Source organism: Mucilaginibacter sp. A5337 (genome assembly GCF_059690695.1).
Genome location: NZ_JCAWEC010000003.1, coordinates 840884 through 863627, shown reverse-complemented (window position 1 = coordinate 863627; position 22744 = coordinate 840884). Strand labels below are relative to the sequence as shown.

Annotated in this window: 27 protein-coding genes; 10 read left to right on the top strand and 17 right to left on the bottom strand. The window is 43.6% G+C overall.

What is annotated here, in order from left to right; all coding sequences use genetic code 11:
* Nucleotides 1-4: 4 nt before the first annotated feature.
* Nucleotides 5-178, top strand: coding sequence for a DUF72 domain-containing protein (locus AC59JO_RS13580; protein WP_413666714.1), 174 nt, complete (start codon nucleotides 5-7; stop codon nucleotides 176-178).
* On the opposite strand, the gene AC59JO_RS13575 is transcribed toward AC59JO_RS13580, so the two are convergent.
* Entirely contained in the window at nucleotides 175-369 is a 195-nt protein-coding gene (locus AC59JO_RS13575) for a hypothetical protein (RefSeq protein ID WP_413666713.1), read from the bottom strand. The two genes, AC59JO_RS13580 and AC59JO_RS13575, sit on opposite strands and share 4 nt — an antisense overlap.
* 291 nt (nucleotides 370-660) lie before the next feature.
* On the opposite strand from AC59JO_RS13575, the gene AC59JO_RS13570 reads away from it, so the two are divergent.
* Together AC59JO_RS13570 and AC59JO_RS13565 are read left to right on the top strand one after the other, a co-directional pair.
* Nucleotides 661-1110 carry a ferritin-like domain-containing protein gene (locus AC59JO_RS13570; RefSeq protein WP_413666712.1) on the top strand — a complete coding sequence of 150 codons (450 nt, stop codon included), beginning with the start codon at nucleotides 661-663 and terminating at the stop codon, nucleotides 1108-1110.
* 52 nt (nucleotides 1111-1162) lie between these two features.
* A complete protein-coding gene (locus tag AC59JO_RS13565) occupies nucleotides 1163-1825 on the top strand; it encodes a flavodoxin family protein (protein ID WP_413666711.1) in 663 nt (220 codons plus the stop codon).
* Between the two features lie 265 nt (nucleotides 1826-2090).
* Here AC59JO_RS13565 and AC59JO_RS13560 read toward each other — a convergent pair whose 3' ends face one another.
* The 9 genes from AC59JO_RS13560 to AC59JO_RS13520 all read right to left on the bottom strand — a co-directional run bounded on the left by AC59JO_RS13560 (nucleotide 2091) and on the right by AC59JO_RS13520 (nucleotide 9027).
* Nucleotides 2091-2267, bottom strand: coding sequence for a hypothetical protein (locus AC59JO_RS13560; RefSeq protein ID WP_413666710.1), 177 nt, complete (start codon nucleotides 2265-2267; stop codon nucleotides 2091-2093).
* 43 nt (nucleotides 2268-2310) lie between these two features.
* Nucleotides 2311-3984: an FAD/NAD(P)-binding protein gene (locus AC59JO_RS13555; protein ID WP_413666709.1), complete on the bottom strand. Its 1674-nt coding sequence runs from the start codon at nucleotides 3982-3984 to the stop codon at nucleotides 2311-2313.
* Nucleotides 3985-4067: 83 nt separating this feature from the next.
* On the bottom strand, nucleotides 4068-4544 hold the full coding sequence (locus tag AC59JO_RS13550; RefSeq protein ID WP_413666708.1) for a low affinity iron permease family protein: 477 nt from the start codon (nucleotides 4542-4544) through the stop codon (nucleotides 4068-4070).
* Between the two features lie 83 nt (nucleotides 4545-4627).
* Complete coding sequence (locus AC59JO_RS13545) at nucleotides 4628-5104, bottom strand: ankyrin repeat domain-containing protein (protein WP_497305918.1); 477 nt, start codon at nucleotides 5102-5104, stop codon at nucleotides 4628-4630.
* A gap of 1 nt (nucleotide 5105) precedes the next feature.
* A complete protein-coding gene (locus AC59JO_RS13540; protein ID WP_413666706.1) occupies nucleotides 5106-7262 on the bottom strand; it encodes a catalase in 2157 nt (718 codons plus the stop codon).
* A 106-nt stretch (nucleotides 7263-7368) separates the two neighbouring features.
* Nucleotides 7369-7728, bottom strand: coding sequence for a DUF892 family protein (locus AC59JO_RS13535; RefSeq protein ID WP_413666705.1), 360 nt, complete (start codon nucleotides 7726-7728; stop codon nucleotides 7369-7371).
* A gap of 213 nt (nucleotides 7729-7941) precedes the next feature.
* Nucleotides 7942-8442 carry a 2'-5' RNA ligase family protein gene (locus tag AC59JO_RS13530; RefSeq protein WP_497305916.1) on the bottom strand — a complete coding sequence of 167 codons (501 nt, stop codon included), beginning with the start codon at nucleotides 8440-8442 and terminating at the stop codon, nucleotides 7942-7944.
* Nucleotides 8418-8561: a DUF2256 domain-containing protein gene (locus AC59JO_RS13525; protein WP_497305914.1), complete on the bottom strand. Its 144-nt coding sequence runs from the start codon at nucleotides 8559-8561 to the stop codon at nucleotides 8418-8420. Before AC59JO_RS13525 ends, AC59JO_RS13530 begins: the two co-directional genes overlap by 25 nt.
* The gene (locus AC59JO_RS13520) at nucleotides 8548-9027 is read right to left on the bottom strand and encodes a DUF4385 domain-containing protein (protein ID WP_413666702.1); all 480 of its coding nucleotides are present in this window, start codon (nucleotides 9025-9027) and stop codon (nucleotides 8548-8550) included. The genes AC59JO_RS13525 and AC59JO_RS13520 overlap by 14 nt, the downstream gene beginning before the upstream one ends.
* A 317-nt stretch (nucleotides 9028-9344) precedes the next feature.
* Between AC59JO_RS13520 and AC59JO_RS13515 the strand changes: the two genes are divergently transcribed.
* Both AC59JO_RS13515 and AC59JO_RS13510 read left to right on the top strand, forming a co-directional pair.
* Nucleotides 9345-9578, top strand: coding sequence for a hypothetical protein (locus tag AC59JO_RS13515; protein WP_497305912.1), 234 nt, complete (start codon nucleotides 9345-9347; stop codon nucleotides 9576-9578).
* A gap of 30 nt (nucleotides 9579-9608) precedes the next feature.
* The gene (locus tag AC59JO_RS13510; protein ID WP_413671146.1) at nucleotides 9609-9971 is read left to right on the top strand and encodes a helix-turn-helix domain-containing protein; all 363 of its coding nucleotides are present in this window, start codon (nucleotides 9609-9611) and stop codon (nucleotides 9969-9971) included.
* A gap of 488 nt (nucleotides 9972-10459) precedes the next feature.
* Here AC59JO_RS13510 and AC59JO_RS13505 read toward each other — a convergent pair whose 3' ends face one another.
* From AC59JO_RS13505 to AC59JO_RS13495, 3 genes are read right to left on the bottom strand one after another with little or no spacing between them, the layout of a single operon-like run.
* The gene (locus AC59JO_RS13505; protein ID WP_497305910.1) at nucleotides 10460-12847 is read right to left on the bottom strand and encodes a phosphoketolase family protein; all 2388 of its coding nucleotides are present in this window, start codon (nucleotides 12845-12847) and stop codon (nucleotides 10460-10462) included.
* Nucleotides 12848-12850: 3 nt separating this feature from the next.
* Nucleotides 12851-14038, bottom strand: coding sequence for an acetate/propionate family kinase (locus AC59JO_RS13500; RefSeq protein WP_497305908.1), 1188 nt, complete (start codon nucleotides 14036-14038; stop codon nucleotides 12851-12853).
* Nucleotides 14029-14457 (bottom strand): hypothetical protein, encoded by a 429-nt coding sequence (locus AC59JO_RS13495; RefSeq protein WP_413666698.1) that lies wholly within the window; start codon nucleotides 14455-14457, stop codon nucleotides 14029-14031. Before AC59JO_RS13495 ends, AC59JO_RS13500 begins: the two co-directional genes overlap by 10 nt.
* A gap of 1267 nt (nucleotides 14458-15724) precedes the next feature.
* Here AC59JO_RS13495 and AC59JO_RS13490 point away from each other — a divergent pair.
* From AC59JO_RS13490 to AC59JO_RS13470, 5 genes are all read left to right on the top strand, one after another.
* A complete protein-coding gene (locus AC59JO_RS13490) occupies nucleotides 15725-16240 on the top strand; it encodes a DUF892 family protein (RefSeq protein WP_497305906.1) in 516 nt (171 codons plus the stop codon).
* A gap of 639 nt (nucleotides 16241-16879) precedes the next feature.
* Complete coding sequence (locus tag AC59JO_RS13485; protein ID WP_497305904.1) at nucleotides 16880-17236, top strand: ISAon1 family transposase N-terminal region protein; 357 nt, start codon at nucleotides 16880-16882, stop codon at nucleotides 17234-17236.
* Nucleotides 17229-17435 carry a hypothetical protein gene (locus tag AC59JO_RS13480; protein ID WP_497305902.1) on the top strand — a complete coding sequence of 69 codons (207 nt, stop codon included), beginning with the start codon at nucleotides 17229-17231 and terminating at the stop codon, nucleotides 17433-17435. The genes AC59JO_RS13485 and AC59JO_RS13480 overlap by 8 nt, the downstream gene beginning before the upstream one ends.
* A complete protein-coding gene (locus AC59JO_RS13475) occupies nucleotides 17422-17577 on the top strand; it encodes a hypothetical protein (protein ID WP_497305900.1) in 156 nt (51 codons plus the stop codon). The genes AC59JO_RS13480 and AC59JO_RS13475 overlap by 14 nt, the downstream gene beginning before the upstream one ends.
* A gap of 18 nt (nucleotides 17578-17595) precedes the next feature.
* A complete protein-coding gene (locus AC59JO_RS13470; protein ID WP_497305898.1) occupies nucleotides 17596-18120 on the top strand; it encodes a DUF892 family protein in 525 nt (174 codons plus the stop codon).
* Between the two features lie 71 nt (nucleotides 18121-18191).
* Here the strand turns inward: AC59JO_RS13470 and AC59JO_RS13465 are convergent, their stop codons facing one another.
* The 4 genes from AC59JO_RS13465 to AC59JO_RS13450 all read right to left on the bottom strand — a co-directional run bounded on the left by AC59JO_RS13465 (nucleotide 18192) and on the right by AC59JO_RS13450 (nucleotide 22733).
* Complete coding sequence (locus AC59JO_RS13465; protein ID WP_497305896.1) at nucleotides 18192-19172, bottom strand: SDR family oxidoreductase; 981 nt, start codon at nucleotides 19170-19172, stop codon at nucleotides 18192-18194.
* 367 nt (nucleotides 19173-19539) lie between these two features.
* The gene (locus AC59JO_RS13460) at nucleotides 19540-20508 is read right to left on the bottom strand and encodes a DUF5007 domain-containing protein (protein WP_497305894.1); all 969 of its coding nucleotides are present in this window, start codon (nucleotides 20506-20508) and stop codon (nucleotides 19540-19542) included.
* 25 nt (nucleotides 20509-20533) lie between these two features.
* Entirely contained in the window at nucleotides 20534-21223 is a 690-nt protein-coding gene (locus AC59JO_RS13455; RefSeq protein ID WP_497305893.1) for a hypothetical protein, read from the bottom strand.
* 16 nt (nucleotides 21224-21239) lie between these two features.
* A complete protein-coding gene (locus AC59JO_RS13450; RefSeq protein WP_497305891.1) occupies nucleotides 21240-22733 on the bottom strand; it encodes a RagB/SusD family nutrient uptake outer membrane protein in 1494 nt (497 codons plus the stop codon).
* Nucleotides 22734-22744: the final 11 nt, after the last annotated feature.

The window sequence follows — 22744 nt, the reverse complement described above, 5'->3', positions numbered from 1 at the left end:
TTTCATGGGCCAGGGCCGATACAAGGGCAATTACGGTGTTGATTTTTTTTTCGAGTATGCAACCTGTACCCGGGAATGGATAAATGAGGGAAAAACTGTTTATGCTTATTTCAATAATACAGCGGGTGCTGCGCTGCAAAACCTGCCATCCTCAAAACGTTTCCTTGTCCAACCTTAACTTGTAATCATGTCCATTAAAAGACGTGTTAATTCTATAGAAATACCCGAGTCATAACTGATCATTCCAGCCGTGAGTTTTTTGACTTGTATTTTAACCGTTCTTTTTAAAATACTACCGAATATCAGCCAACAGGCTGTACCAGCCGTCACTGAAACTAATAGGATAGTTGATGTGGAAATTCTTTTCATGGTAAACTAAGTCAGGCAATGAATCCATTATTGGGTGTAAATACTTTGGGATTATTTTTTAAGAATTGACGTGGTGTGCCCGCAAAAATAGTCGCGTCACTGTCTATAAATAACTTCGAAACTGAACTTTCAATAACGGTTTTTGCTTTAGGGATCAACTTGACGATTTTCATAATTATTAATTAGCGATTATCATACCATAAATAATTTCTTTATAATTAATTTTAATTAAAACCATCAAGCTCTCGGGACGTTGTATCAGATAGTAAATGTTCAATTAAAATCAAACCTATGGAAACCAAAACAACTTCAGTTCTTAACGAACTGATCGAGATCAACAATGACCGGATAGCCGGTTTTGAGAAAGCGATAGCAGATATTAAAGACGAAAACGTTGACCTGAAAGAAATTTTTCAGCGATATGCAGCCCAAAGCCGCGAGAACAGCCAGGAACTTTCCACATTGGTTGGTGCTGAAGGAGGTGAAGTGGAAACCGGAACAAGCGTTTCGGGCAGCCTGCACCGTGTATGGATAGACGTGAAGTCCGTATTTGGCGGTAATACGCGCGAAAGCATTTTATCAGAAGCGGAACGAGGAGAAGATGCTATCAAAAAAGCGTACCGTGATGCACTGGAAGATCCGGAGCTGAGTGCAAATGCCCGCGAGATCATTGGACGTCAGCAGAGTGGTGTAAACGCCGCTCACGACGAGGTAAAGGTTTTGCGTGACGCTTCGAAGTAAAAAAATCAGATTTCAGGAGCTGCCGAATGGCGGCTCTTTTTTTTTAATATCAATGAAAGCATTATTTATCAATTGTACGCTTAAACGTGCGCCGAAATTCTCAAATACCGAAGCACTTGCCAAAAAAGCAGCTGGTCAGTTAAGGGAAAAAGGATTTGAAACAGAAATCATCAGGCTGAACGACTATAATGTGCTGACTGGAAACTCGTCCGATGAAGGCGACGGCGATGAATGGCCCGCCTTGCTTGAAAAGATCAGGGACTGCAGCATTTTTGTAATTGCCGCTCCTATATGGATGGGGCATCTCGCCTCTCCCGCCCAAAAAGTTATTGAACGTCTGGACGCGGTGTTTCGTGACAAAAACCTGATCGACGAAAAAACCGGCCAGTTCATGCCTTATAATAAAGTGGCAGGATGCCTGGTTACAGGCAATGAAGACGGTGCGCACAGTTGTGCGGCCCAGGTATTATGGTCCATGCAGGAGGTAGGGTTTACGATCCCGCCAAATGCGAACGCCTATTGGGTAGGGCTGGCGGGCGGCGAAGACGATTATGTAGAAGCCGGAGGCGAACGCTACTTCTATACGAACAAAAGTCTGCGATTTATGACGGAAAATCTCTCCTGGTTCGCCAAATTGCTTGCGAAAAACCCTATTGAAACCAATTTATTGGAAGCCGAAGCCAGCGCCAGGGCTGAGAGTGACGAGGATAAATAAGCGCTAATCTTGCTGATTCATCTTTAAACAGCAGAGGTATATTTCGTCCGCATAGGCATTTTCAACCACGGTCAAGCGAATAATATGTCAGTGGGCTTTTGTGTCCGGTGACGATAAATCTTCGATCCGGTAAATGTCGTTTACATCGATCCCGTATTTTCATCGATATGGGCGTTTTGCCCCTTTAATCTTTTTATGATCGCATTTTTGAAGAATCCGGTGATCATACTGGCTTTCAGCGCAGACAGCCGGCCGTCTTGTACCGTCAATACCTTGTTATGCTGTTCTTCCAGTATTCCGGAAGTATAGCTGCCCTGGTTGATAAAAAAACACGTTCGATATGCAAGCTATCACCAGCATCCCGCCTGAAATCGATGAATTGTTGTTTGAGGTCGCCAAGCTTTTCAGCTATGCTGAAAAAAGAAATCATGCTGTTCGACATTTCGTTTCGGAGCTTTTAGCCCCCAGTAAGACCATAAATAATTTCATAAACTGTCAATAATAGCCTTAGAGGCCGCTTCACAAAAGTCCAGGCCGGAATAATCCGGGTTAAAGCCTCCGATGAAAGGAACGGCCATGATATAAATTCGTTCGTTCAATGCATTGAACTCATCAACTGCCTGAAAGCTGTCATTGATACTTACACCTGGCACCGTCAGGTAATAATGACCCTGATCATCGCTAACTGCCTTTTGCTGACCAACTGTTGTTAGTTCCCTGCCTCTTACCGGATTTCTGAACCTTAAACGCGCCGGGCTGAGGGTGCGGTTTTTCAATAGGCTTGGATAAGGCAATTCTTCGTATTTCAAATGAGGTTGACCGATGCAATCTACAAAGGTTTGATAATGGATGCCGTCGATTACTACGCCCCCATCCTCGCCCGGTTCGAAAGATCCATCTTCTCCTACGGCGTGAAGATCCAGTTTCCCAGCCTGGTGCATCGCCAGTAAAGTTTCAGCCGAGCTCTGTGGTACAAATGCGATTACAACAGAAATCAGGGGCATTAACTTTTTCTGCAACCGTAGCCAGTCTTCTGCTGAAAAATATTTAGCGGGGTAATTCATGGCAAAGCTCAGAATGGCAAGCATTTCTTTCCAGTAAACGGACTCTCGTTTCCTGATAGACTGTTCTGCCTCGGCGTACTCCTGTTTCAACAATTCAAAAGGGTCAGCCTGCTCACGCTGTTCCATGATCCAGTCCACGAAGGTTTCCATATCCATATCTTTGATCTGCTGATAAAATTCAGGGTCCTGCTTTAAAATTCCGGCTTTAAAATTTTTTTCAAAAACATAGTCTAAAGGCAAAAAGCCTTCATTTTGGTCCCGTATCGTTTTTACCTCATCCACGGGCAACACCGTTTCTTTGCCCAAGTGTGAGTCTTCCAAATGAAACCTTACCGCGGGCAACAAACCGTTGCGGGAATACATGTCGATTTTGAAATTGGGGGTATCTGCCCTGAAGCATAACTTCCCGTCTATTTTCTCAAAGGTACCGTTATGTCTGCCTAAAGTCCGGATCGCATCGATGGCTGTAAGTGAAGAACCACGTATGGCGACAGCGTGATCTGCTTTTATACTGATCTTGGCGGGTGGATAAGGTGAATCGAACCACCCCCTGACGTTTCCTTCATTCCTGACCGGCCAAAGATGTCCCGTACATATGATGACCCGGTCAAAATCAAACTTGCGTTTGTCCTCCAGCAAAACCTTTACGTTTTTTTTTATTGGTTCATCAATGACATCAGCCACTTTGCTTTTATAGTAAACCGTGGTCTCGATCCCGTTTTCCCTAGCCTGTTTGAGGAGGAGGTTAAACTGTTCGTTCAGGTACTGTCCAAAAAGCAAACGCGGTAAAACTTTATAATCATTGAAGTTATCCGGGTCTATATGGTATTTGTCCAACGTATCCTTAGGGACTTTTTTGATCCAGTCAGCCAGGTCACTCATCAATTCCGGTATCTCGTTGCCGGAAACATTGGTTACATGTTCATCCGCAGCCCCGTTCTGACCATAAGGCATACCATAGCCGAGCCGGTCATCTTTTTCGAAAATGGTGATGGATAGTTCTGGTAGTGTACAGGCTACAAAACGCTTGAAGATGAACAGTGCGGAAGGCCCCCCGCCGAGAATAGCTACTTGTTGAAAACTGCTTTTGTACATTGGAAAAAAGACATTCAAGTTGTGATAAAGTGGACCTTTGATAAACCAAACAGGTATGAACCATTCGTTTACTTCAGCCGTTTTTAGTTTTTTCGTTTGATGTAGGACTGCCTTTTTTTAAGGCTTACAGACTTGTTACGATTATTTTCTTCGGCCGCATCAATTGAATGCGTACAGGTCAGGTCGCCCTCCTTTTCCGCCAGCTGAGAAATCTGCACATAAAACTTATGTAGCTGATCGAGTTCTCTTTCGGTCAGATTTTCTATGTCAACCATCCGGTTGCTGGTGCCTTCATGGGAAGCAATTAGTTCATTTAGTTTCAAATGGATCGCTTTGGAATCTTTGTTTTGTGATTTTTGGATCAGAAAAACCATCAGGAAAGTGATGATTGTTGTTCCCGTATTGATGATCAGCTGCCAGGTTTGAGAATACTTAGCGACCGGACCACTGGCTGCCCAGACGACCACTACTGATACGGCCAGGATAAATGCCGCAGAACTACCAGTAGCTTTAGTGGCCCATTCTGAAAAGCGTTCGAAAAAGTTTTTCCTTCGTTTCATAATTTCTATCAAGAAGCCTCGCAGAGGGCTCCGCGGGGCTTTTAATAATTTTTATACAGTTGCTGTTTGGACAAATGAAGACCTTAATGACTTTCTAAAATTTCAATTCCACTTTCATTTCCCTGCTGTGCGGCCAGATCAAATGCGCTGAGCCCTCTGTTGTCCGTTAAACTCCGGTCAGCGCCGTTTGCTATTAATAACCGTAGCATTTCGTTGCGTCCGAACATGGCGGCGAACATCAGGGCTGTACCACCATTTCCATGCTGAATATCAAGGTCCGCACCATATTGGATCAGTAATTCGGCAATAACCGGAAATCCTTTAAAACATACACCCATCAGGGCAGTGTTACCACCGGCATCTCCGGAGTTAACGTCCGCACCAGAATCGAGTAGCAGCTTTGCAGCATCCCACTGGTTATTGTAACAGGCGATGATCAGCGGCGTATAACCTTTCTCATCACGAATGTCCACAGCGACACCCTCCTGAAGCAGGCGATTCAGGGTATCCAGGTCACCGCTTCGGGATGCCTGAAAACACAATATACTATTAACATCCATCTCAGGCAGGTATTAGTCTTGATTTTTCAAGCTCCCAAACCCTATGCCCCTGGATGGCAGTGACGAAGTTCTTTATTAAATCGGGACCTTTAACGACACCCGGATCATCTTTTGCTTTTTCTGCAAAATTGGTAGCCGCCAATGTCGTCTCTGTTCCGTCTTCAAACGCAATGGGTTTACAGTGCTTGAATGCTTCGTTCATGAAATGCAAGGCATGGGCTTCAGTGTCCAAGCCCTTACCTCCCGCTACGTAAACTGCATCAAACAATACTGATGCAGCGCCAAGAAAACTCTGGTCGACTTCAATGCCATCGTTGACGATACCCAACTTCGGAGCGATAATTTCTGCAACCGCCCCTTCAGCTTCTAATGCCGCTTTGACAGCGCTAAGCGTTTTCGCGTTTACACCTTCTGATGCCAGGATCGCGATCTTCCGGCTTTTGATCGTATCTTTGACGGTAGCCGCCATACTCAAGGCGGGTGAGCTTGTTACCGAACTTTTGCCTTTCACAGAAGCATAATCCGCCGGGTCGGCATCTGCCGGTATATTTTGATTGAGTACAGGAACTTCAGGCACCTGTAGGCCGAGACCGTCAGCCACCATTTTGGCTAGTCCCGCATCGATCTGCAGGAGCATACCCAGTATCCGTTCGCGGATCGCGACCGTTTTTACTTTACCAAGTTCAAAGGTCAATGCGTCGATAATGTGGTTCTTTTCCGGTTGCGACTGGCTGTTAAAAAATAGTGTGGCCTGGCTAAAATGATCAAAGAAACTTTTATTCCTTGCTCGGATCTTTCGGGCCTCGATCCGCTCCTGGTAACTCACAAACCCGCCATCAGTTTCCTTTACCTGTTGCGGGTCATTATTGCCTAATGAATTTGGTCCATAGCTCGTTTTTCCCTTATTTATTGTTTGGCGCATGTGCCCGTCACGCTGGTTGTTATGGACAGCGTTGAGCGGGCGATTGATCGGGATTTCCTGGAAGTTAGGTCCTCCGAGGCGGCTCAACTGGGTATCGGTGTAAGAGAATAGCCGGCCCTGCAATAAAGGGTCATTACTAAAATCTATCCCAGGCACGATATGTCCCAGGTGAAAAGCTACCTGTTCAGTTTCCGCAAAAAAGTTGTCCGGGTTCCTGTTCAAGGTCATTTTACCGATACGTTGAACGGGCACCAATTCTTCCGGAACCAATTTAGTCGGATCAAGGAGATCAAAATCGAATTTGAATTCATCTTCTTCCGGAATGACCTGCACACCCAGTTCCCATTCGGGAAATGCACCACTTTCGATGGCGTCCCAAAGGTCACGGCGATGAAAATCGGGGTCTTTACCGGAAATGTTCTGCGCCTCATCCCATGCGACGGCATGAACACCTAATAAGGGTTTCCAGTGAAATTTGACAAAACAGGCCTTACCTGCTTCGTCGATGAACCGGAAGGTGTGTACTCCGAACCCTTCCATCATCCGGAGGCTTCGCGGTATGGCACGATCGCTCATCGCCCACATGATCATATGCGCCGATTCCGGTGTAAGTGAAATAAAATCCCAGAAAGTGTCGTGAGCGGAAGCGGCTTGCGGTATCTCATTATCAGGTTCCGGCTTTACGGCATGAATGAGATCAGGAAATTTCATAGCATCCTGTATAAAAAATACGGGCATGTTGTTACCTACCAGATCGAAGTTCCCTTCCTCGGTATAAAATCGCACTGCGAAACCCCGGACGTCCCTGGCAAGGTCAGTAGAGCCTTTCGAGCCCGCCACTGTTGAAAACCGCACGAATACCGGAGTTTCTCTTTCGGTTTCCAGTAAAAATTTGGCTTTAGTAATGTTCGATACATTTCCATAGGCTTTAAAAATGCCATGCGCCCCTGATCCCCGTGCATGGACTACGCGCTCCGGAATACGCTCATGATCAAAATGGGTGATCTTTTCCCGCAATATAAAATCTTCCAGCAGGGTTGGCCCGCGATCTCCTGCCTTTAAGGAGTTCTGATCGTCATTAATGGCAAGGCCCGTATTGGTAGTCATTTGCGCTCCTGTAGCATCGGCCGTCTGAGGCCTTAAGCTTTCCGTTTTGGCGTTTTCCGGCTGCGGCGCAAGCTTTTTATCAATAACATCTTCAGTACCCTTTTTGGGTGGCGTATTTTTCTTTTCCATTATTTTCGGTTAAAAAATATCCCGAGAAATGAATCGGGGTATCCTGATCAATATATTTTAATATTCAACTTCGGCTTGACTGTTTACCAGCCCTCGGCACAAAAAGTCAGCGCTTGGTCAGTCGCGTTTTATTGTACAACGTTTTTTGGAGCAATACAGCTACATGATCGCGGCCCATGTCAGTTGCCAACCGGCGAAACTTGCCGTAAGTAACAACCTCAGGATGCTCAACCTTTTGCGCCTCCGGTATCAATCCGAAGCCGCCGATCATCGTACCTTTTTCCGTTTCTCGGACGATTCCGTTAGCTTCTTCCAGAATACTTGTCATCGCATCGTAATTCTCATCGGCCGGCTTTTCATAGGGCAGTCCAAAAACTTCATTCAAAATGATAATATGGCCATCGTTTTCTGCCATGTGTTTTTCAAATGCCTGAGCCGATTCCGGTCTGGTGGTAATCATTTTCATTTTTGATAAGGTCTTCGACAGATTTTTTTCCGTTCAATAGATGTCTTTCAATTCATCTGCACAAAATTCCTGGCATTCTGACGTTTCCATTCTATTAGTTTCTGATGCCGTTGTCATTCTTTTTACAAGATTATCTGTTCATTGAAGAAACTTCATTATTCTTAAATTGTTTGAAAATATTTATATTAGAACGAAACTCCAGCTTCTAATTCATTATATAAATTCATATCCGAAAATGTGCTGCCACGGACCTCCCAGGTACTCCCATAAATCCAGTCCGGTGGCATAAACGTTGAACGGTTTAAAACGGGCGCTTAGCCCGTTCAGCAAATCTTTGGATGCGGCCGGTGTCACTTTATTTTGTATAGTAATGTGTGGCTTGAATGGTTGACGGTCTTGTGGAATTAATGCCTTCTGGAAATATACGCTTACTTGTTTATGCAACTCCTGCAATTCTGTAGAATCAATTTGGTACGCAACTCCCGCGCCGAGCTGACGTAAGCCAACCACTTTCATTTCAAAAGTGCGGTATTGCAAACTCCTGAAATATTCCCCAGTCACCAAATCGCTCGGCAACTGGTGGAATAAAGTCAAATGTGCTTTAAGAAAATTACGCTCCTGTGGAAAATGCCTCTTCCGCATTTCATCAAAGAATGCCTGGCTTTCCTCATCCAACCTAAGGGTCAATATCAGTGGGTTTTGTTCCGTCTGCATTTCTCTGAACAGTATTTGACTTCTTCCCAAACTTTGTCCCATTTTTTCCGCCAATGAAACGGTTTGCCGCATGTAACGCATAGCTTCTGCGGTAAGTTTTCCTTTTTAACCCCTCGCAAGCTTCCAATCTTTTTTCATAGCGGCGTAAACTTCATTAGCCTCCGCTGCTTTCCATCTGGCATAAAATACTTTAGCCGCCTCCGCCTTTTCGGGATTACCGGTGCCGCGCTCCAGCAAGGCGTAGTCCCGTTGCCCGTCATATTTCCTGCCGCCCTTATAATTCGCGTAACGACGGGCACGTGTGTAACCCATCTGCAAATATTTGCGCGCCATATCTGCACCAACAAAATCACCGGAGGCTAAATATTTATTAAACAAATTAAATATCCGCTCACTGCTTTCCTCGGCGATCGCTTTTGTTTTAAAACGCCAATAATGCCCGATCTCGCTTTTGTAAGGTTCGCAGATCAACACGCCCTGTTCACCTTTACCTACCTGATAGCGTTCAGGGTATTTCCTGTAATCAATATCCGGCTTCCAGGGATACTTATCTGGGTCAAAATTCAGGTAGCTGGGGTGTTGCATCGATAAAACAACAAGGGAACCCGGCTAATGTTATGCCTGTTTTAAAAACAATCAAAACCAATGACAACCATCGAACGATCATCGGTGTCTGTCATCATAAATAGCCAGCCTCGCTATGACCCACACTTCTCTTGATGTTAAGCCGGTAGCTTTTGTCTTCTCATTCTTAATGCTCCTAATTATTTCAAACGAACAGGTCTTCCAATCGTATGATGACATCATTATTTGATATCCTTTGCTCACCTTTACAGAAATATTTATCTTTATTCACAACCTAAGGTTGTAAATGTATTTTTGCAGCGTATAAAGACGCACTTATGGATGAAAAAGCAAAAGCCAGGACACATCGGGAACTATTCGGACGAAAGATTGCGCTTGAGCGGAAATATCGTGCCTTAAGTTTGGAACAATTGTCGGAACGCACAGCTATTGAAATTGCCTTACTGACAGGTATTGAGGATAGCACTATCGATTTTTCCATAGAATATCTGTTTATCTTATTTGAGGTGCTTGAGATTGATGCACGAGATTTTTTCTCTGATTTTAGATAGCGCCAATTTACGTGATGAGTGCGCTAGTATATCAAGTTCTTTCTTATATTTTGCTTTACGCACAGTAATATTGACAAATTTGAAGCTTTACTAAACGAGTACTTTCGTTGCGATAAACCACACATCATCGGCCTTGCTGCAGTTAATTACAGTGCCGATCAACTGCATCTGTCACCCAATTATTTTGGTGATGTGGTCAAAAAGGAAACATGCAAATCACCCTTTAAATATATCAGCCTCAAGGTAATGGATATTGCCAAGGAACGCGTGCTGGATACCAGCCGTTCTATTAGCGAAGTTGCTCGCGAGCTTGGTTTTAAATATCTAATCATTTTACCAAGGCATTCAAAAAGCGCTGGATATATGCCGGTAGAATATAGGTCTTTGAGTTAGTTTTAATAATTTTCACATTCCATCCAGAAATTTATTGTGGTTTGAGTATCAGAAAATTTTAGATGTCAAAGTAGCAAAGGAGTAACAAACAGCTTTTGGTTTAGATATTCTTAAAAACGACATAGAGCTCGAACCCAAAATGTACTTTATTAGGCTGGAAATATATGTTTATTTAACGGCCGAAATTAAAAGTGACCGTACTTATACCGTGCGACCATCTTTTATCTTGCGTTCTCCTAATTGTTCATAATTCGAACCACTTCATTGATCAAATGCGCGTTTTAAGCGAATTAGAACACTTTTAACGATCCCTGACTGTGCGGTTTTCGAACCGCACAGTTTATGATTCGAGTTATGTTCGGGCTAAACATCCGGGAAAATTTGACCCGTTCGCTCGCGTAATAAGCTGCGACACAGCTGTTAATGACCTTGGGGTTTACCATTTAATACTTATTAAATGGATATCGAATATATAATTAATAACTTCTTCAGTCTGCCCACTTCCAGTTCGTTATTTCTGGCATATCCTGCCCATGGGCATTTATGTACTGTCTGTGTTCAACTAACTTATCCTGCAGTTTTTGTTTCAAGTAAGTCCCTTTACTGCCGGTTTGCGGCAGCCGGTCTATCACATCTATAACCAGGTGAAACCTGTCCATTTCATTCAAAACAGTCATATCAAAAGATGTTGTTATAGTCCCCTCTTCTTTATAGCCACGCACATGAATATTAGGATTATTAGTTCGGTTGTAAGTTAAGCGGTGTATTAACCAAGGGTAACCATGGAAGGCGAAAATAACCGGCTTGTCCGTGGTAAAAAGCTCATTAAAATCATGATCGTTCAAACCGTGCGGATGCTCTGACTGCCTTTCCAATTTTAAAAGGTCAACCACATTTACTACCCTTACCTTTATTTGGGGCAAATGTTCTTTAAGTATAGATACTGCTGCCAGCGTCTCCAATGTAGGGACATCGCCACTACATGTCATTACAACATCGGGATCACAATCCTGGTCATTACTGGCCCAGTCCCAAATACTTATACCCCGCGTACAATGATCAACAGCTTCGTCCATATCAAGCCACTGTGGCGATGGATGCTTACCGGCAATAACCACGTTTACATAATGATAACTGCGTAGACAATGATCCATAACAGAAAGCAGGCAATTGGCGTCGGGCGGAAGATATACCCGTACTATTTCCGATTTTTTATTGACTACATGATCAATAAAGCCGGGGTCCTGGTGGGTAAAACCGTTATGGTCCTGGCGCCACACCGTTGAGGTAAGCAGAATGTTCAATGATGCTATTTTTGTTCTCCATGGGATTTCCCGCGTGGTTTTTAACCATTTAGCGTGCTGGTTAAACATCGAATCCACAATATGGATAAATGCCTCATAGCAATTAAAAACGCCATGTCTCCCTGTAAGCAGGTAACCTTCCAGCCAGCCTTCGCACTGGTGCTCACTTAGCATCTCCATGACGCGGCCCATCGGGGCAAGGCATTCGTCATCATCCTTAATTTCAGAATTCCATTGACGATTGGTTGTTTCAAAAACAGCCTCCAGCCTGTTTGATACTGTTTCATCCGGGCCAAAGATCCGGAAATTAGCAGGATTCTGTTTAATGACATCGCGCAGGAAACGCCCTGCTACATGAACATCGCCTTCACCTTTTACCCCAGGTTCAGGAACAGGCACTGAATAACTCATAAACCCCGGCATCCGCAGGGGTTTCAGCAATAAACCACCGTTGGTATGGGGATTGGAGCCCATCCGGCTGTCGCCTTTAGGGGCAAGGTCAGCCAGTTCCGGCATCAACCTGCCGTTTTCATCAAACAGTTCTTCGGGTTTATAGCTCTTCATCCATTTTTCCAGCAATTGAAGATGACTTTCAGGATCTGCCGCCGAAACCGACAACGGGATTTGGTGCGACCTGAATGTGCCTTCTATCTTATGCCCGCCAACTTCCTGCGGCCCAGTCCATCCTTTTGGCGATCTTAATATGATCATTGGCCATTTAGAGTGCACGCTGTTTGGATGCTCATAGGCATTGTATTTTATCTGTTTAAGCAGGTGCATGGCTTGTTCCAGAGCTGCCGCCATGGCCTGGTGCATTAGTTCTGGTTCTGAACCCTCCACAAAAATGGGCACATAACCATATCCCCGAAACAGCTGTTCAAGTTCTTCGCCCGAAATCCTGGCTAAAATTGTCGGGTTGGAGATTTTATACCCGTTAAGATGCAGGATAGGCAAAACTGCACCATCTCCCAGCGGGTTCAGAAATTTATTGGAATGCCAGGCAGTAGCTAATGGCCCGGTCTCGGCCTCTCCATCACCTACCACGCAAGCGATTATCAGATCAGGATTATCTAATGCCGCTCCAAAAGCGTGGCTAAGTGAATAACCCAATTCGCCGCCCTCATGTATAGAACCCGGGGTTTGAGGAGATGCATGGCTGGAGATGCCGCCCGGATATGAAAATTGCGTAAAAAGCTTCTTCATACCCTCTGTGTCTTGTGTAATTTCCGGATAAACCTCACTGTAGGTTCCTTCCAGGTATGTCCCGGCAACCACAGCCGGGCCACCGTGCCCGGGGCCGGAAATATACAGCATGTTCAAGTCGTATTTTTTGATGATATTATTGAGGTGGGTATAAATAAAATTTTGCCCGGGTGTTGTGCCCCAATGTCCCAGCAGCATGTTTTTAACGTGCGTTAATTTCAGCGGATCTTTTAACAAGGGGTTGTCGCGAAGGTAAAGTTGACCAACCGAAAGGTAGTTAGCCGCGCGCCAATAGGCGTTAATTTTATTCAACATCTCCGCAGTAAGCGAGGTCCGCTCTTCTATGATTATATCTTCGGTAATATTCATGTTTTATGATTCTAATAGTTGTTTATGAATAAGCATTTTGTTTACGATCTGTGCTATCATTAACTCTTCATTGGTGGATATGACTTTTACCATAACCCTGCATTCTTTTAAAGAAATCAGGGGCTCATTTTCATCATTTCGCGAGGCATCCAGACTTATACCCAAAAACTCAAGACCATCACAAATTCTCGCCCTTATTTCGGGAGAATTTTCGCCTATGCCGCCTGAAAACACAAGGATGTCTACACCGCCTAGAACAGCAGCATAAGCGCCGATCCATTTTTTTACCTGGTAACAAAACAATGCTACAGCCTCTGCCGACCGGATATCATTATGTTGCTGCTTAAGCAGGTCGTTCATGTCGCCGGTTGTCTGCGAGATACCCAGCATTCCCGATTCGTGATTAATAAGGTGATTGAACCTTTCAGCAGATAGATTTTCGGTTTGAATCATGAGCCAGGCCACTCCAGGATCGAGGTCACCCGAACGTGTGCTCATGGGCAAACCGCCCGCGGGAGTGAAACCCATACTGGTATCCATACTTTTCCCATCATAAACAGCGGTGACACTGGCGCCATTACCCAGGTGGGCGAAGATTATGCGAACCATAAGGGCCTGTTTACCAACCTGGCTTTCCAGCTCCTGCAATAAATAGCTGTACGACAGACCGTGAAATCCATAGCGACGGATACCGCGCTGATCAAAACAGCGCGGCACAGGCAGGAGTTGGGCCACCCGCGGCATGCCTGCATGAAAATCAGTGTCAAAGCAGGCGTATTGTGGTATCCGCGGATGATATTTTTGGAATGCTTCTATCAGTGCGATCTCAACAGGTAAATGATCGGGGTCATAAGGAATAATAAGTTTGAGTTCATCCAGCAGTTCCGTACTGATCATGGCAGGTTTGGTATGCGCCATACCCTGCACTACACGGTGCCCGATAGCATTTATTTCGCTGAAATTGATCTGTTTTTCAAGCCAGCTTACCAGGAATGTGACTGCCGAAACGTAATCCATTGATTTTGACGCAGTATCGGCATTATGATTTGTTTTAAAATTGGTATAACTAAGCCTTGAACCGGGCAATCCTATCCTGTTTATTTGGCCGCCAAATGTTTTCTCGGGACTACTACACTCTTCGTAGAGTCCGAATTTGATGCTGGATGAACCGGCGTTTATTGTTAAGACCATAAAGGCACATGTTGTGGTATGATTTCACCCTCGCCCCTTTCAGTTCGTTTTACATTTTCGATCATATCGTACACCAGATTGATATGCAGGTCTTCGTAATGATCGCGCCGGTACTGGAGTAATGTTTCTTCCCCGGGAGTTCCTTCATCTATAAGCTTATCGATATAACTGAGCGCACCGGCCTTGGCCATTTCCATTGCTTTAGAACGGGTCGCGTATCCGTAAAATAACGGGCTGTTAACAGGTAGGGCATATGACACATCGGCTATAGTGCCAAGTACCTCCGTTGTATCGCCGATGAGCCAGTTCTCTTTTACAGGCCTGAGCTTTATTCTCCGGAAATCATTTGTAGAAATTTCTGTTACTACGGTATCATTTTTAAACACCCGAAAATAGCGGGTATAATTGTTCTTTACCATTTTGAATAATTTGAATAATTGTCAGAAAAGGAAATTACCGTAGTAGAGGATGGTAATTGAATTACTTTTTAAATAGAAACAGATTAGGGCCCGATTTAATTCCGCGCCTGCCTGTTAAAGATCAACAAGACTTTTAGGATAGTGCCTTGTTTTAAATGGTACTAAAGCTAAAACCAACTGACATACAAATTGTTTTGTTTTTAGGAAGTTAATAACTGTAAGTTAAAATACAGGTCATGGGTGATCAAAAAAACGCAAATTTTATTTTACCCATGATAGCTGATTTACTCTATTAGAGAAAGAATTATTTTTAATCTTTAACACGTAAATACGATTTAGTCTGTTATACTATGTTTCAGGATTCAGGTCGTGCATTCTACTTTCATCATTTATCTCATCATTTATCACATGTATTTATCGGCAGCTTTTCAAGCCTGTCGTGCACACTTACGTTTAACAGCCGATCCTTGTAGTCATTCATACAATTAGTGCTTTATAAATACATTCAAGATGATCATTGATTTCCTCTAACCGCTCACACAAATAAGATTGCGTACAATAAAGCCTGTTTATTTGGTTCAATGCAAAAGCCTTTTGTAGAGCTGCGGGATTATAATTCGTCATGTTTTAATCAATTAAGATCGGGTACTGCGGAAAAAAGGAAGTTTATTTTCAACCCGATCATAGCGTAGCGTATTATACGTCGGATTCATTACTTCTGCCATTATCATGCCAGCAAAGGGCGTGAAAGGATTTGGCGGGGTTCATTTTCGCGGCGGCACACCAATATGCAGGTCATTGGCTCAGAGAAAGATTACTAATTTTTACCAATGCTTCTTTTAACACACATATCCTGTTTAATTCCTGTTTTGGCCAATGATGTACTAAAAACTGTGCTATCCGCTTTAAGTAGAAACCTGCAGGTTCACAGTAGTAACTTGATAAGTCTAAGCCTATCGGTATTTACCAGTCAAGATATCAAACGGTATTGCAAAAAAGGCCGACACATTCGTAATCAGAAAATACCTTTTAAGCTTTGGTTTATCAACGCACCTTGTAATATCGACGTTGACCGTTCATCAGTCGGATTGGCGCTATGAAGCTGTATCGTAACCCGCTTACCTTCAGTTTGTAAAATAAAAATATTTTAGATCATCTAAAACTTTTTTGATCTGAAACGTATTGATAAAAGACAGCTTGTCAATCACCTATATTTGTTTTTCCGTTGCTTTTTTATTGGCTATCTATATTCACCAAATTGATTGCAATGGAAAATCTCGACAAAAAGCTGTCATTAAGACAAACAAGGTTAACTGCATCACAAACAAAAAGTCTATTTATAACTATTCTGTCTAACATTCACAGTTCTAAATTGGCTCTTATCGAAAGTCTTCCTTTTTTCTCTTCTATGGCTTTTGCTAAAGACGTGAAGTTGCTCATGCTTGAATCTGCTACCATAATCAACGGACAAATCATCCGGGTGTGTTTGGCGAAGACATTATTGGGCTTAAGCTTCTCTGGTAAGCCGCCTATGTTAAATGGTTGTCTAAACCTAAAAGAGTTTCTTAAAGAGCACGTGAACGCCAAATGTCCTGAAACTGATGCTATAATCCTGGCGCATCTGATTATCGCGGAGGGAATAGAAATCGACTCTTTTAAAATCCTCACGGGGCTTTCAAAATCAATTAAACCGAAGGATATCTCAAGATTAATTGCACTATGTTATAAGGAAGCGAAACATAGCAAAAACTCCTTGCAAGCAATGCTTGAATTCTACAATTGACTAATAAAGAGCAATGACAATACTGCGGAAAAACCTGCATTATGAAATGATTTTAGTGGAGTTTCACAAATCTTCTGATGCTTTTATTACTCAGCGAAATTCGAACGACGTTTACATCAAATGTACATTCTGAACGTTTTAAGGCATTTTGGATCCTTAGACTGCGCTCGAATCGGTATTAAGTTATGCATTTAATTTTTCTCGGGAGACGCAGCTTAGGTTCATCATCGAAGAATAATTATTCAATTGCCTTGTCGGGCCGCTGAACAAATTGATTCTGCTAAGGATATGATTTAAATAATTTGAAGTGTACAGGAGTTTTAATACCTTTAAAAAGCAATCGGTAATGGCCGCTTTATGTTTATTGAGTTAATCATTGAGCATCTTCAAAACATATCTATAAAATATTGATAATCAAAGACTTCAACACTCAGCTCGATTCCCGCTCTGAGTACTTGAAAATCAAGCGATTAGGTGAAAGACACTAATCGCTTTTTAGTTTTCATAAATTCCTGGTGAAACATTGGTGAAACATTTCAAAATTTATGGATCAAGCGTAAAAGTTGGATCAAGCAAAAATCTTGTGGGGGAATAAAAAAAGTATTTGTTTTGTGGATATACTAATCAATACGCATCCCCTTGTCATCCGCTTACGAAACCCTTGTCCGTTTAATATTACCAGAAGGCCTTTTAGAATATTTTGAACTTACAGATGTTCGATCAGCCGAGAGTGGACAATTGAATATTTACCTGGAGGAAAAGAACCTTGCTCCATCCGGTTATGATAAATCACAGTTAGAGTCGCAAGGCTTCTTACCGGAAACAGCTATTCAGGATTTTTCTATCCGGGGCCATAAGGTTGCTTGGTGCATCAAAAGGCGCAGGTGGGAAGTAAAGGCAAGCGGAGAGATCATCACAAGAGACTGGGATTTAGTAAGAAAAGGTACGCGAATGACAACCGAATTCGGCACTTTTTTAAAAGGAATATTTGGATAATAACGCTATCAGCAGCCATTTATTAGGGAAGTTATACCAGGTGGATGGGAAACAGCTTGGCCAGCAATACAAGGAGCATCTGAGTGATTTTTATAGCTGGGATCAAAAGGAATATGCGGAAGACTGGATGTTGTTTGCAAATAATATAGGGCCGTACCTGAGTATAGATGAAACGGCTTTAAGCAATGGAGAGCTATGAAACCGCCCATTTGCCCGTGATGCTTGTTTCTACGGAAACCGACCTTCATATGATTGCCCGCGACTGTGGTGCAGATTTATTTTTAGCAAAACCGTTCGATATTTATGATTTGCTGATTTCTGTAAAACAATATTTATCTTAGGCCAAATTATGTCGCCCTATGGATGAGAACAGCAAGAACAGGCCGGTAATAATCAGTCTTGCACGTACCGAGTTAGAAACCTTTTTTATCAATCACCTCGATAAAATCTATTCAGCCAAAAAGCACCTGGTTAGTCATTTACCAAAAATTGCCGGGGAGGCGCATTTTAAAGATCTGTTCTTAGCCATACAGGAAACCATAGAGGACGTTGAAAAGCAAATGGCACGCATGGAAATAATCTACGCCTTGCTGGACAAAAATATCGCGCCCGGAAATTATAGCGGATTATCAGGTTTAGTGGATGATTCATTCACCGATATCGAACTGCATTCCGAAAATCCGGAGTTGAGGGATATGTCGATTCTTTTTTACCTGAGCAATATTGAAAGTATGGAGATGGCCTCGTTCCAGATCCTGCAAATCGCTGCCGTGAAGCTTAAAAACGAACACATCAAGCAACTGATCAAGGAAAATTATGACGAAGCAAGGGCTGACCGCACGCTAATGCTGCTGATCGCAGCCAAATATTTAACTTCGGGATAGGTTTATACTGTTCAATAAGTTCGCCGAAATCAGGGTTAAAGAAAGTAGGCGAGATTGGCTATAAGCCGCGATCATCTCTTGCTGCCAATAAAAGCAGCTCCGAAAGCCAGGCCGGCCAACAACGCTGCGGCAATATATTTGCGATGAACTTTGGGCTTTCCAGCTAAGCCGAACTGGCCATGGGTGCTCATGCCGTAATCAACTGTTGTAAAAACATTTCCATCAGTCAAATTGATCGGCCTGGCCGATTCAAAATAACGCCTCATAATAGCCCCGGTTGCCTTCACGGTGAGTTCAGGAAAAAGCGCGTGCGATAATTTAAACAACCGGGATATACTTCCTACATAAGTGTTTGAAGCAGGACAGGCAGCAACCTTTACCATGGCCTGCGCAAGCCTCGCCGGGTCATAAACGAGAGGCGCCGGTTTTAAAACTTTGCCTGTATAGTTGCCGGCATGGGAGATACCCGGCGTATCGAGGAACGCAGGAAACAGATCGCACACAAAAATTTCCGGCCAAGCCATCAATTCGGCTTTCAGCGCCTCCGACCAACCGCGCAACCCGAATTTGGCTGCCGTATATCCGGCACCATAAGGAACCGGAAGGAAGCCACCGACAGATATATTGTTGATGAGCGTTCCCCACTCCTGCTCCTTGAAAATGGGAAGGACAGCATGTGCCCCGTTCATATAACCCAATAAGTTGGTTTTGATCACCTGTTCATGCACCGCCATAGGCGTTCTATCAAAATCCCCGGCCGCAAGTACACCGGCGTTATTGATCCAGACGTCAATCCTATCCTGCCAGTCTACAGCTTCGTTCGCCAGTCTGATCATCGATTTGGCATCGCTGGTGTCGGCTGTAACTGCAAGGGCCTGCGCGCCCAGCAATTCACATTCGGCCTTTACTTCACTCAGCGCAGCCCCGTTGCGTGCAGCCAGTACCAGGTTCGAGCCTTCTGCCGCGAAAGCCAGCGCGGCGGCCCTTCCCGCTCCACTTGACGCCCCGGTTATGACTATAGTTTTTCCCTGCAGGTTGATTTTAGGGCTCATAGGCCACAGATGATGTAGCAGAATAACCCGTATTGATCTTGATTAGTTTTAAATGAAAAAAATATTTGTACATCGCCAGAGTTAAATAACGAATCTTTTGTAGCAGATTGGGACGCTCCAATAATTAAAAATTGTGAAGCCCAAGGGGGAAGTCTTCACGGGCTTGATGAAAATAGCAACGTAATTACTATTACACCAACTACAAATCGATTGAATACGCAATGGACCTGGATAAACTACGAAAAGCGAAGGAAATTAATTGAAATTTCTATTTTGGTTATCCAGGGTCATAATTCGTTTTTCGCACTTCAAATAATAACCGGTACAGTACGCCATGGTACTGTACCGATAATATATCACACTTTTTTTAAATAGGGTCGCGAACGACATGTTGTAGTTTGACTGTGATCAAATAAGTGCCTTCCTGAAACACCCTAACCGTAAACCTTGGATTTGCACTGTACCCCCGATCCGGCGTCGGCGTAAACCCGGGATCGATCTTGGCAAATTTCCCAGGAATCCGGTAATAAATTGTGAAGCCCTGTGCCGCACCCTGGAATGGAAATGGGATCACCTCAAAATTACAGGTTAACGATGTGTCAGAAACGACAAGCGGATGGAATTTTGCGAAGGTTTCAAAATCGCTCCTGTCCCCCCTTTTGATATATTCGTTATTTTTAGGGTTAAAGGGTACGCCATTTTTGTCAACTATTTTTAAAATCGCCAATGTGCCTTTAGTTGACAACTTTGTTACCGTAACTTTGGGTTCACCAATATCACCGCTTATGGTTGTCCCATCCTTAAACCAGGCACCACCGCCGGCATCAATTTCTGCAACGTCGCCGTCGAATAAGTTAAAATTAGCCACATTGGGGTAGGTTTTTGTGCCATTTTCATTGGTTGCACTGATATCAAATTCATATTTTCCTGCCGGTGCGTTGGCTGTGGTGCCAAAAAATGTGAAACCACCGGTGTGTTCATTAAATTCAAAAGCCGGCGTACTCACAATTTTACGTCTGCTATTCAGTAATGCAACGGTCGTATCAACATTAGGATCAAATTGTGATATGTATACATACCTGTCGCGGTTTTTGTAAATAGAATCAGCGTGTTTGTGCGTAACCGCATCCCTGATATCTAACAATTTATAGGTAACCGGCGCGCTCGAACCGTCATTATCAACGGCGGATGTCTGCACCACGTTGCCACGCTGAACCTGTATAGGACTATCCCGATAGCGAATCTGCGTGCTTAGAAATCCGTGCGGGGCTTTAACACACGCCGCAACACTTACAGCCGCTAAAACAACAAGTAAAATTTTATATTTCTTATTCATTTTCTTAGTCTTTCTAAAAATCCAATTAATTGAACACGTCATTAAAATAAGTAAACGTGTGATTATTATTAAGTACGTGCAAAATACCCGTGGTAGTAATTATGCCGGTAGTTTGGCAGAGCGTCGTCAGTAATTGCCTCGGGTCGACCTCTCCTACTCCATCAATGTCGACCGGGACCGGGCCGCCTGGTCTTAAGGGCACTACCTTTGTAAGAAATATATACTGTGGGTTTGTGGTAAAAATACCGTTTGTGTAATCTGCCGTTGGCCTTTTATTGATCAGCCTCCATTCACCGTCGTTCGCTTTTACGTATACACCTTTTTGTGTCAGTTTGTCTAAAGTGTATTTGTCTTTGAACATGTAAGCCCTTAACGAATCTTTAAGCGAAACAAAGTCCAATGAGTCAAAGGTAAATACCAGGTTTTCATCGTTATTAATGATTCGCAGCTGCGCTTGTTTGGCCAGAACAAAGTTGTGAATAGAATAATTAGTGAGGGCAAAAAATGTTCCGCTACTATTCACCTCATCCTTCAGTTGCATTTTGTTAATCATCATGACCAGCGTATCAAATGCGTGGTTTGTTTTAAGGTAATCATAGGTGGTCATGTTGACGTTCGCTTTGAACAGGTCGCCACCTTCAGTATAGCTCTTTTTGCACGAAACAAAAGCCGTTGCAGCAAACAGGAGTAGTATCAATATTTTTATTTTTTTCATTTTGCAATGGTTAATGTTATAGCTTACCTTGCCAGTAAGGAGTTTGGGTTAATACAAAGTCATCTTTAAACATGGCGGGATCAATAGGCCAGTAATTTCCTCCGGCGTTGATCCTTGTATCATTAAAGCTTTCATTGTAATCGCTTATAAAACTTGAATTGGGCTGACCGATATGCTTGATGCGCACCAGGTCGTAAAAAGCATGACCTTCATAAAACAGTTCACGCAAGCGCTCTTCGAGGATGGTCCGGTTCAGCTCGTCACCAACGCCGCTGTAATCAGCAATCCCTGCACGGCGCCGGATCAGGTTAACCAGGTTAACAGCCTCGCCGTCCCGTCCTAAATGATTTAAGGCCTCTGCTCTCAGCAACATGATATCCGCCAGGCGGAAAATGATGATATTGTTGGATAACCTCGGGTCATTTTTAGCCGATCCGTCAGCGTAGATAATATTGGAATATTTGATGGTTTGGCCATTATTGGATTGCGCTTGAAAAAAGTATTTCCGGTACCTGAGATCGGCGGTGTCGGTGTATAATTTATTTACATAAATTGTGTTAAGCGGCCACTCCGCAATTCCCTTGGTCGCTACAAACGGGTAGCCAAGCGTTGGAGCGTAAAGACTTCCGTTAGGGTTATTAAGTGATCCGCCTTCGTTTTGACCATAATTGATATTAATTTCAAAAATCCCTTCGACAGATTTACCGATGAATATTTTACTAAACTGGGAGGTGTCGGTAACCAGGCTGTAGCCACCGCTATTGATCACCTGTGCGGCAGCTTGTTCACAGCCGCTATAGTTGTGGATCCATGCTTGAATATGGGCCTCTAGTGCAAGCGCGCTGCCTTTATTGGCCCGGACGGCTCGCTGGTTATCATCTGAATAACCAAATACCAGGTTTGCTTCGGCAATTTTTAAATCGGCAAGGCATTGCTTCATGACATCTGCTGCCGGGCTGCGCGGCAGGTTTTTTGCCTGACTGATATCCAGATCCGGCGCAAGCTTCAATGGTACATCCCCCCAAACCCTGCTCATATAAAAGTAAGTGAAGGCCCTTAAAAAATAGGCCTCGCCAATAATCTTATTCTTATCATCCTGGTTGGCGAAGGTATTGATCGGAATTTGCGGTACCTTGACAATAATGAGGTTTATTTGCTGTAACAGCTGATAGTAATTTTGCCAGTTCCAGTACCCAGAGCCCACATTTAGCCCGGTAAATTCTCCGTTTGAGATATTATAGTTTGCATCGTCCGACCCGGAAAGAATGCTGAACTCTTTGGCCGTTGCATCTCCATATACGTGAAAGGATGTATTATTGAGCAATACCGAGCGCAGAAGCGCATAAGCGCCGGCAATTGCGGTATTGGCATCAACGCCATTGGAAAAATAAGCGTTGGTAAACGTTGAGTTATGCGGATCAAGGTCGAGCACCTTTTTACAGGATGTTGCACCAATCAGTCCTGATACCAGCAATATTCCCGTTATGTATTTAAATATTTTCGTTTTCATTTATTTTCCTT

Excerpts from the sequence above, each read along its gene's own strand:
- AC59JO_RS13580 (WP_413666714.1), top strand. The coding sequence starts at position 5 with ATGGGCCAGGGCCGATACAAGGGCAATTACGGTGTTGATTTTTTTTTC.
- AC59JO_RS13575 (WP_413666713.1), bottom strand. The coding sequence starts at position 369 with ATGAAAAGAATTTCCACATCAACTATCCTATTAGTTTCAGTGACGGCT.
- AC59JO_RS13570 (WP_413666712.1), top strand. The coding sequence starts at position 661 with ATGGAAACCAAAACAACTTCAGTTCTTAACGAACTGATCGAGATCAAC.
- AC59JO_RS13565 (WP_413666711.1), top strand. The coding sequence starts at position 1,163 with ATGAAAGCATTATTTATCAATTGTACGCTTAAACGTGCGCCGAAATTC.
- AC59JO_RS13560 (WP_413666710.1), bottom strand. The coding sequence starts at position 2,267 with ATGTCGAACAGCATGATTTCTTTTTTCAGCATAGCTGAAAAGCTTGGC.
- AC59JO_RS13555 (WP_413666709.1), bottom strand. The coding sequence starts at position 3,984 with ATGTACAAAAGCAGTTTTCAACAAGTAGCTATTCTCGGCGGGGGGCCT.
- AC59JO_RS13550 (WP_413666708.1), bottom strand. The coding sequence starts at position 4,544 with ATGAAACGAAGGAAAAACTTTTTCGAACGCTTTTCAGAATGGGCCACT.
- AC59JO_RS13545 (WP_497305918.1), bottom strand. The coding sequence starts at position 5,104 with ATGGATGTTAATAGTATATTGTGTTTTCAGGCATCCCGAAGCGGTGAC.
- AC59JO_RS13540 (WP_413666706.1), bottom strand. The coding sequence starts at position 7,262 with ATGGAAAAGAAAAATACGCCACCCAAAAAGGGTACTGAAGATGTTATT.
- AC59JO_RS13535 (WP_413666705.1), bottom strand. The coding sequence starts at position 7,728 with ATGAAAATGATTACCACCAGACCGGAATCGGCTCAGGCATTTGAAAAA.
- AC59JO_RS13530 (WP_497305916.1), bottom strand. The coding sequence starts at position 8,442 with ATGCAGACGGAACAAAACCCACTGATATTGACCCTTAGGTTGGATGAG.
- AC59JO_RS13520 (WP_413666702.1), bottom strand. The coding sequence starts at position 9,027 with ATGCAACACCCCAGCTACCTGAATTTTGACCCAGATAAGTATCCCTGG.
- AC59JO_RS13515 (WP_497305912.1), top strand. The coding sequence starts at position 9,345 with ATGGATGAAAAAGCAAAAGCCAGGACACATCGGGAACTATTCGGACGA.
- AC59JO_RS13505 (WP_497305910.1), bottom strand. The coding sequence starts at position 12,847 with ATGAATATTACCGAAGATATAATCATAGAAGAGCGGACCTCGCTTACT.
- AC59JO_RS13500 (WP_497305908.1), bottom strand. The coding sequence starts at position 14,038 with ATGGTCTTAACAATAAACGCCGGTTCATCCAGCATCAAATTCGGACTC.
- AC59JO_RS13495 (WP_413666698.1), bottom strand. The coding sequence starts at position 14,457 with ATGGTAAAGAACAATTATACCCGCTATTTTCGGGTGTTTAAAAATGAT.
- AC59JO_RS13490 (WP_497305906.1), top strand. The coding sequence starts at position 15,725 with ATGGAAAATCTCGACAAAAAGCTGTCATTAAGACAAACAAGGTTAACT.
- AC59JO_RS13475 (WP_497305900.1), top strand. The coding sequence starts at position 17,422 with ATGGAGAGCTATGAAACCGCCCATTTGCCCGTGATGCTTGTTTCTACG.
- AC59JO_RS13470 (WP_497305898.1), top strand. The coding sequence starts at position 17,596 with ATGGATGAGAACAGCAAGAACAGGCCGGTAATAATCAGTCTTGCACGT.
- AC59JO_RS13465 (WP_497305896.1), bottom strand. The coding sequence starts at position 19,172 with ATGAGCCCTAAAATCAACCTGCAGGGAAAAACTATAGTCATAACCGGG.
- AC59JO_RS13460 (WP_497305894.1), bottom strand. The coding sequence starts at position 20,508 with ATGAATAAGAAATATAAAATTTTACTTGTTGTTTTAGCGGCTGTAAGT.
- AC59JO_RS13455 (WP_497305893.1), bottom strand. The coding sequence starts at position 21,223 with ATGAAAAAAATAAAAATATTGATACTACTCCTGTTTGCTGCAACGGCT.
- AC59JO_RS13450 (WP_497305891.1), bottom strand. The coding sequence starts at position 22,733 with ATGAAAACGAAAATATTTAAATACATAACGGGAATATTGCTGGTATCA.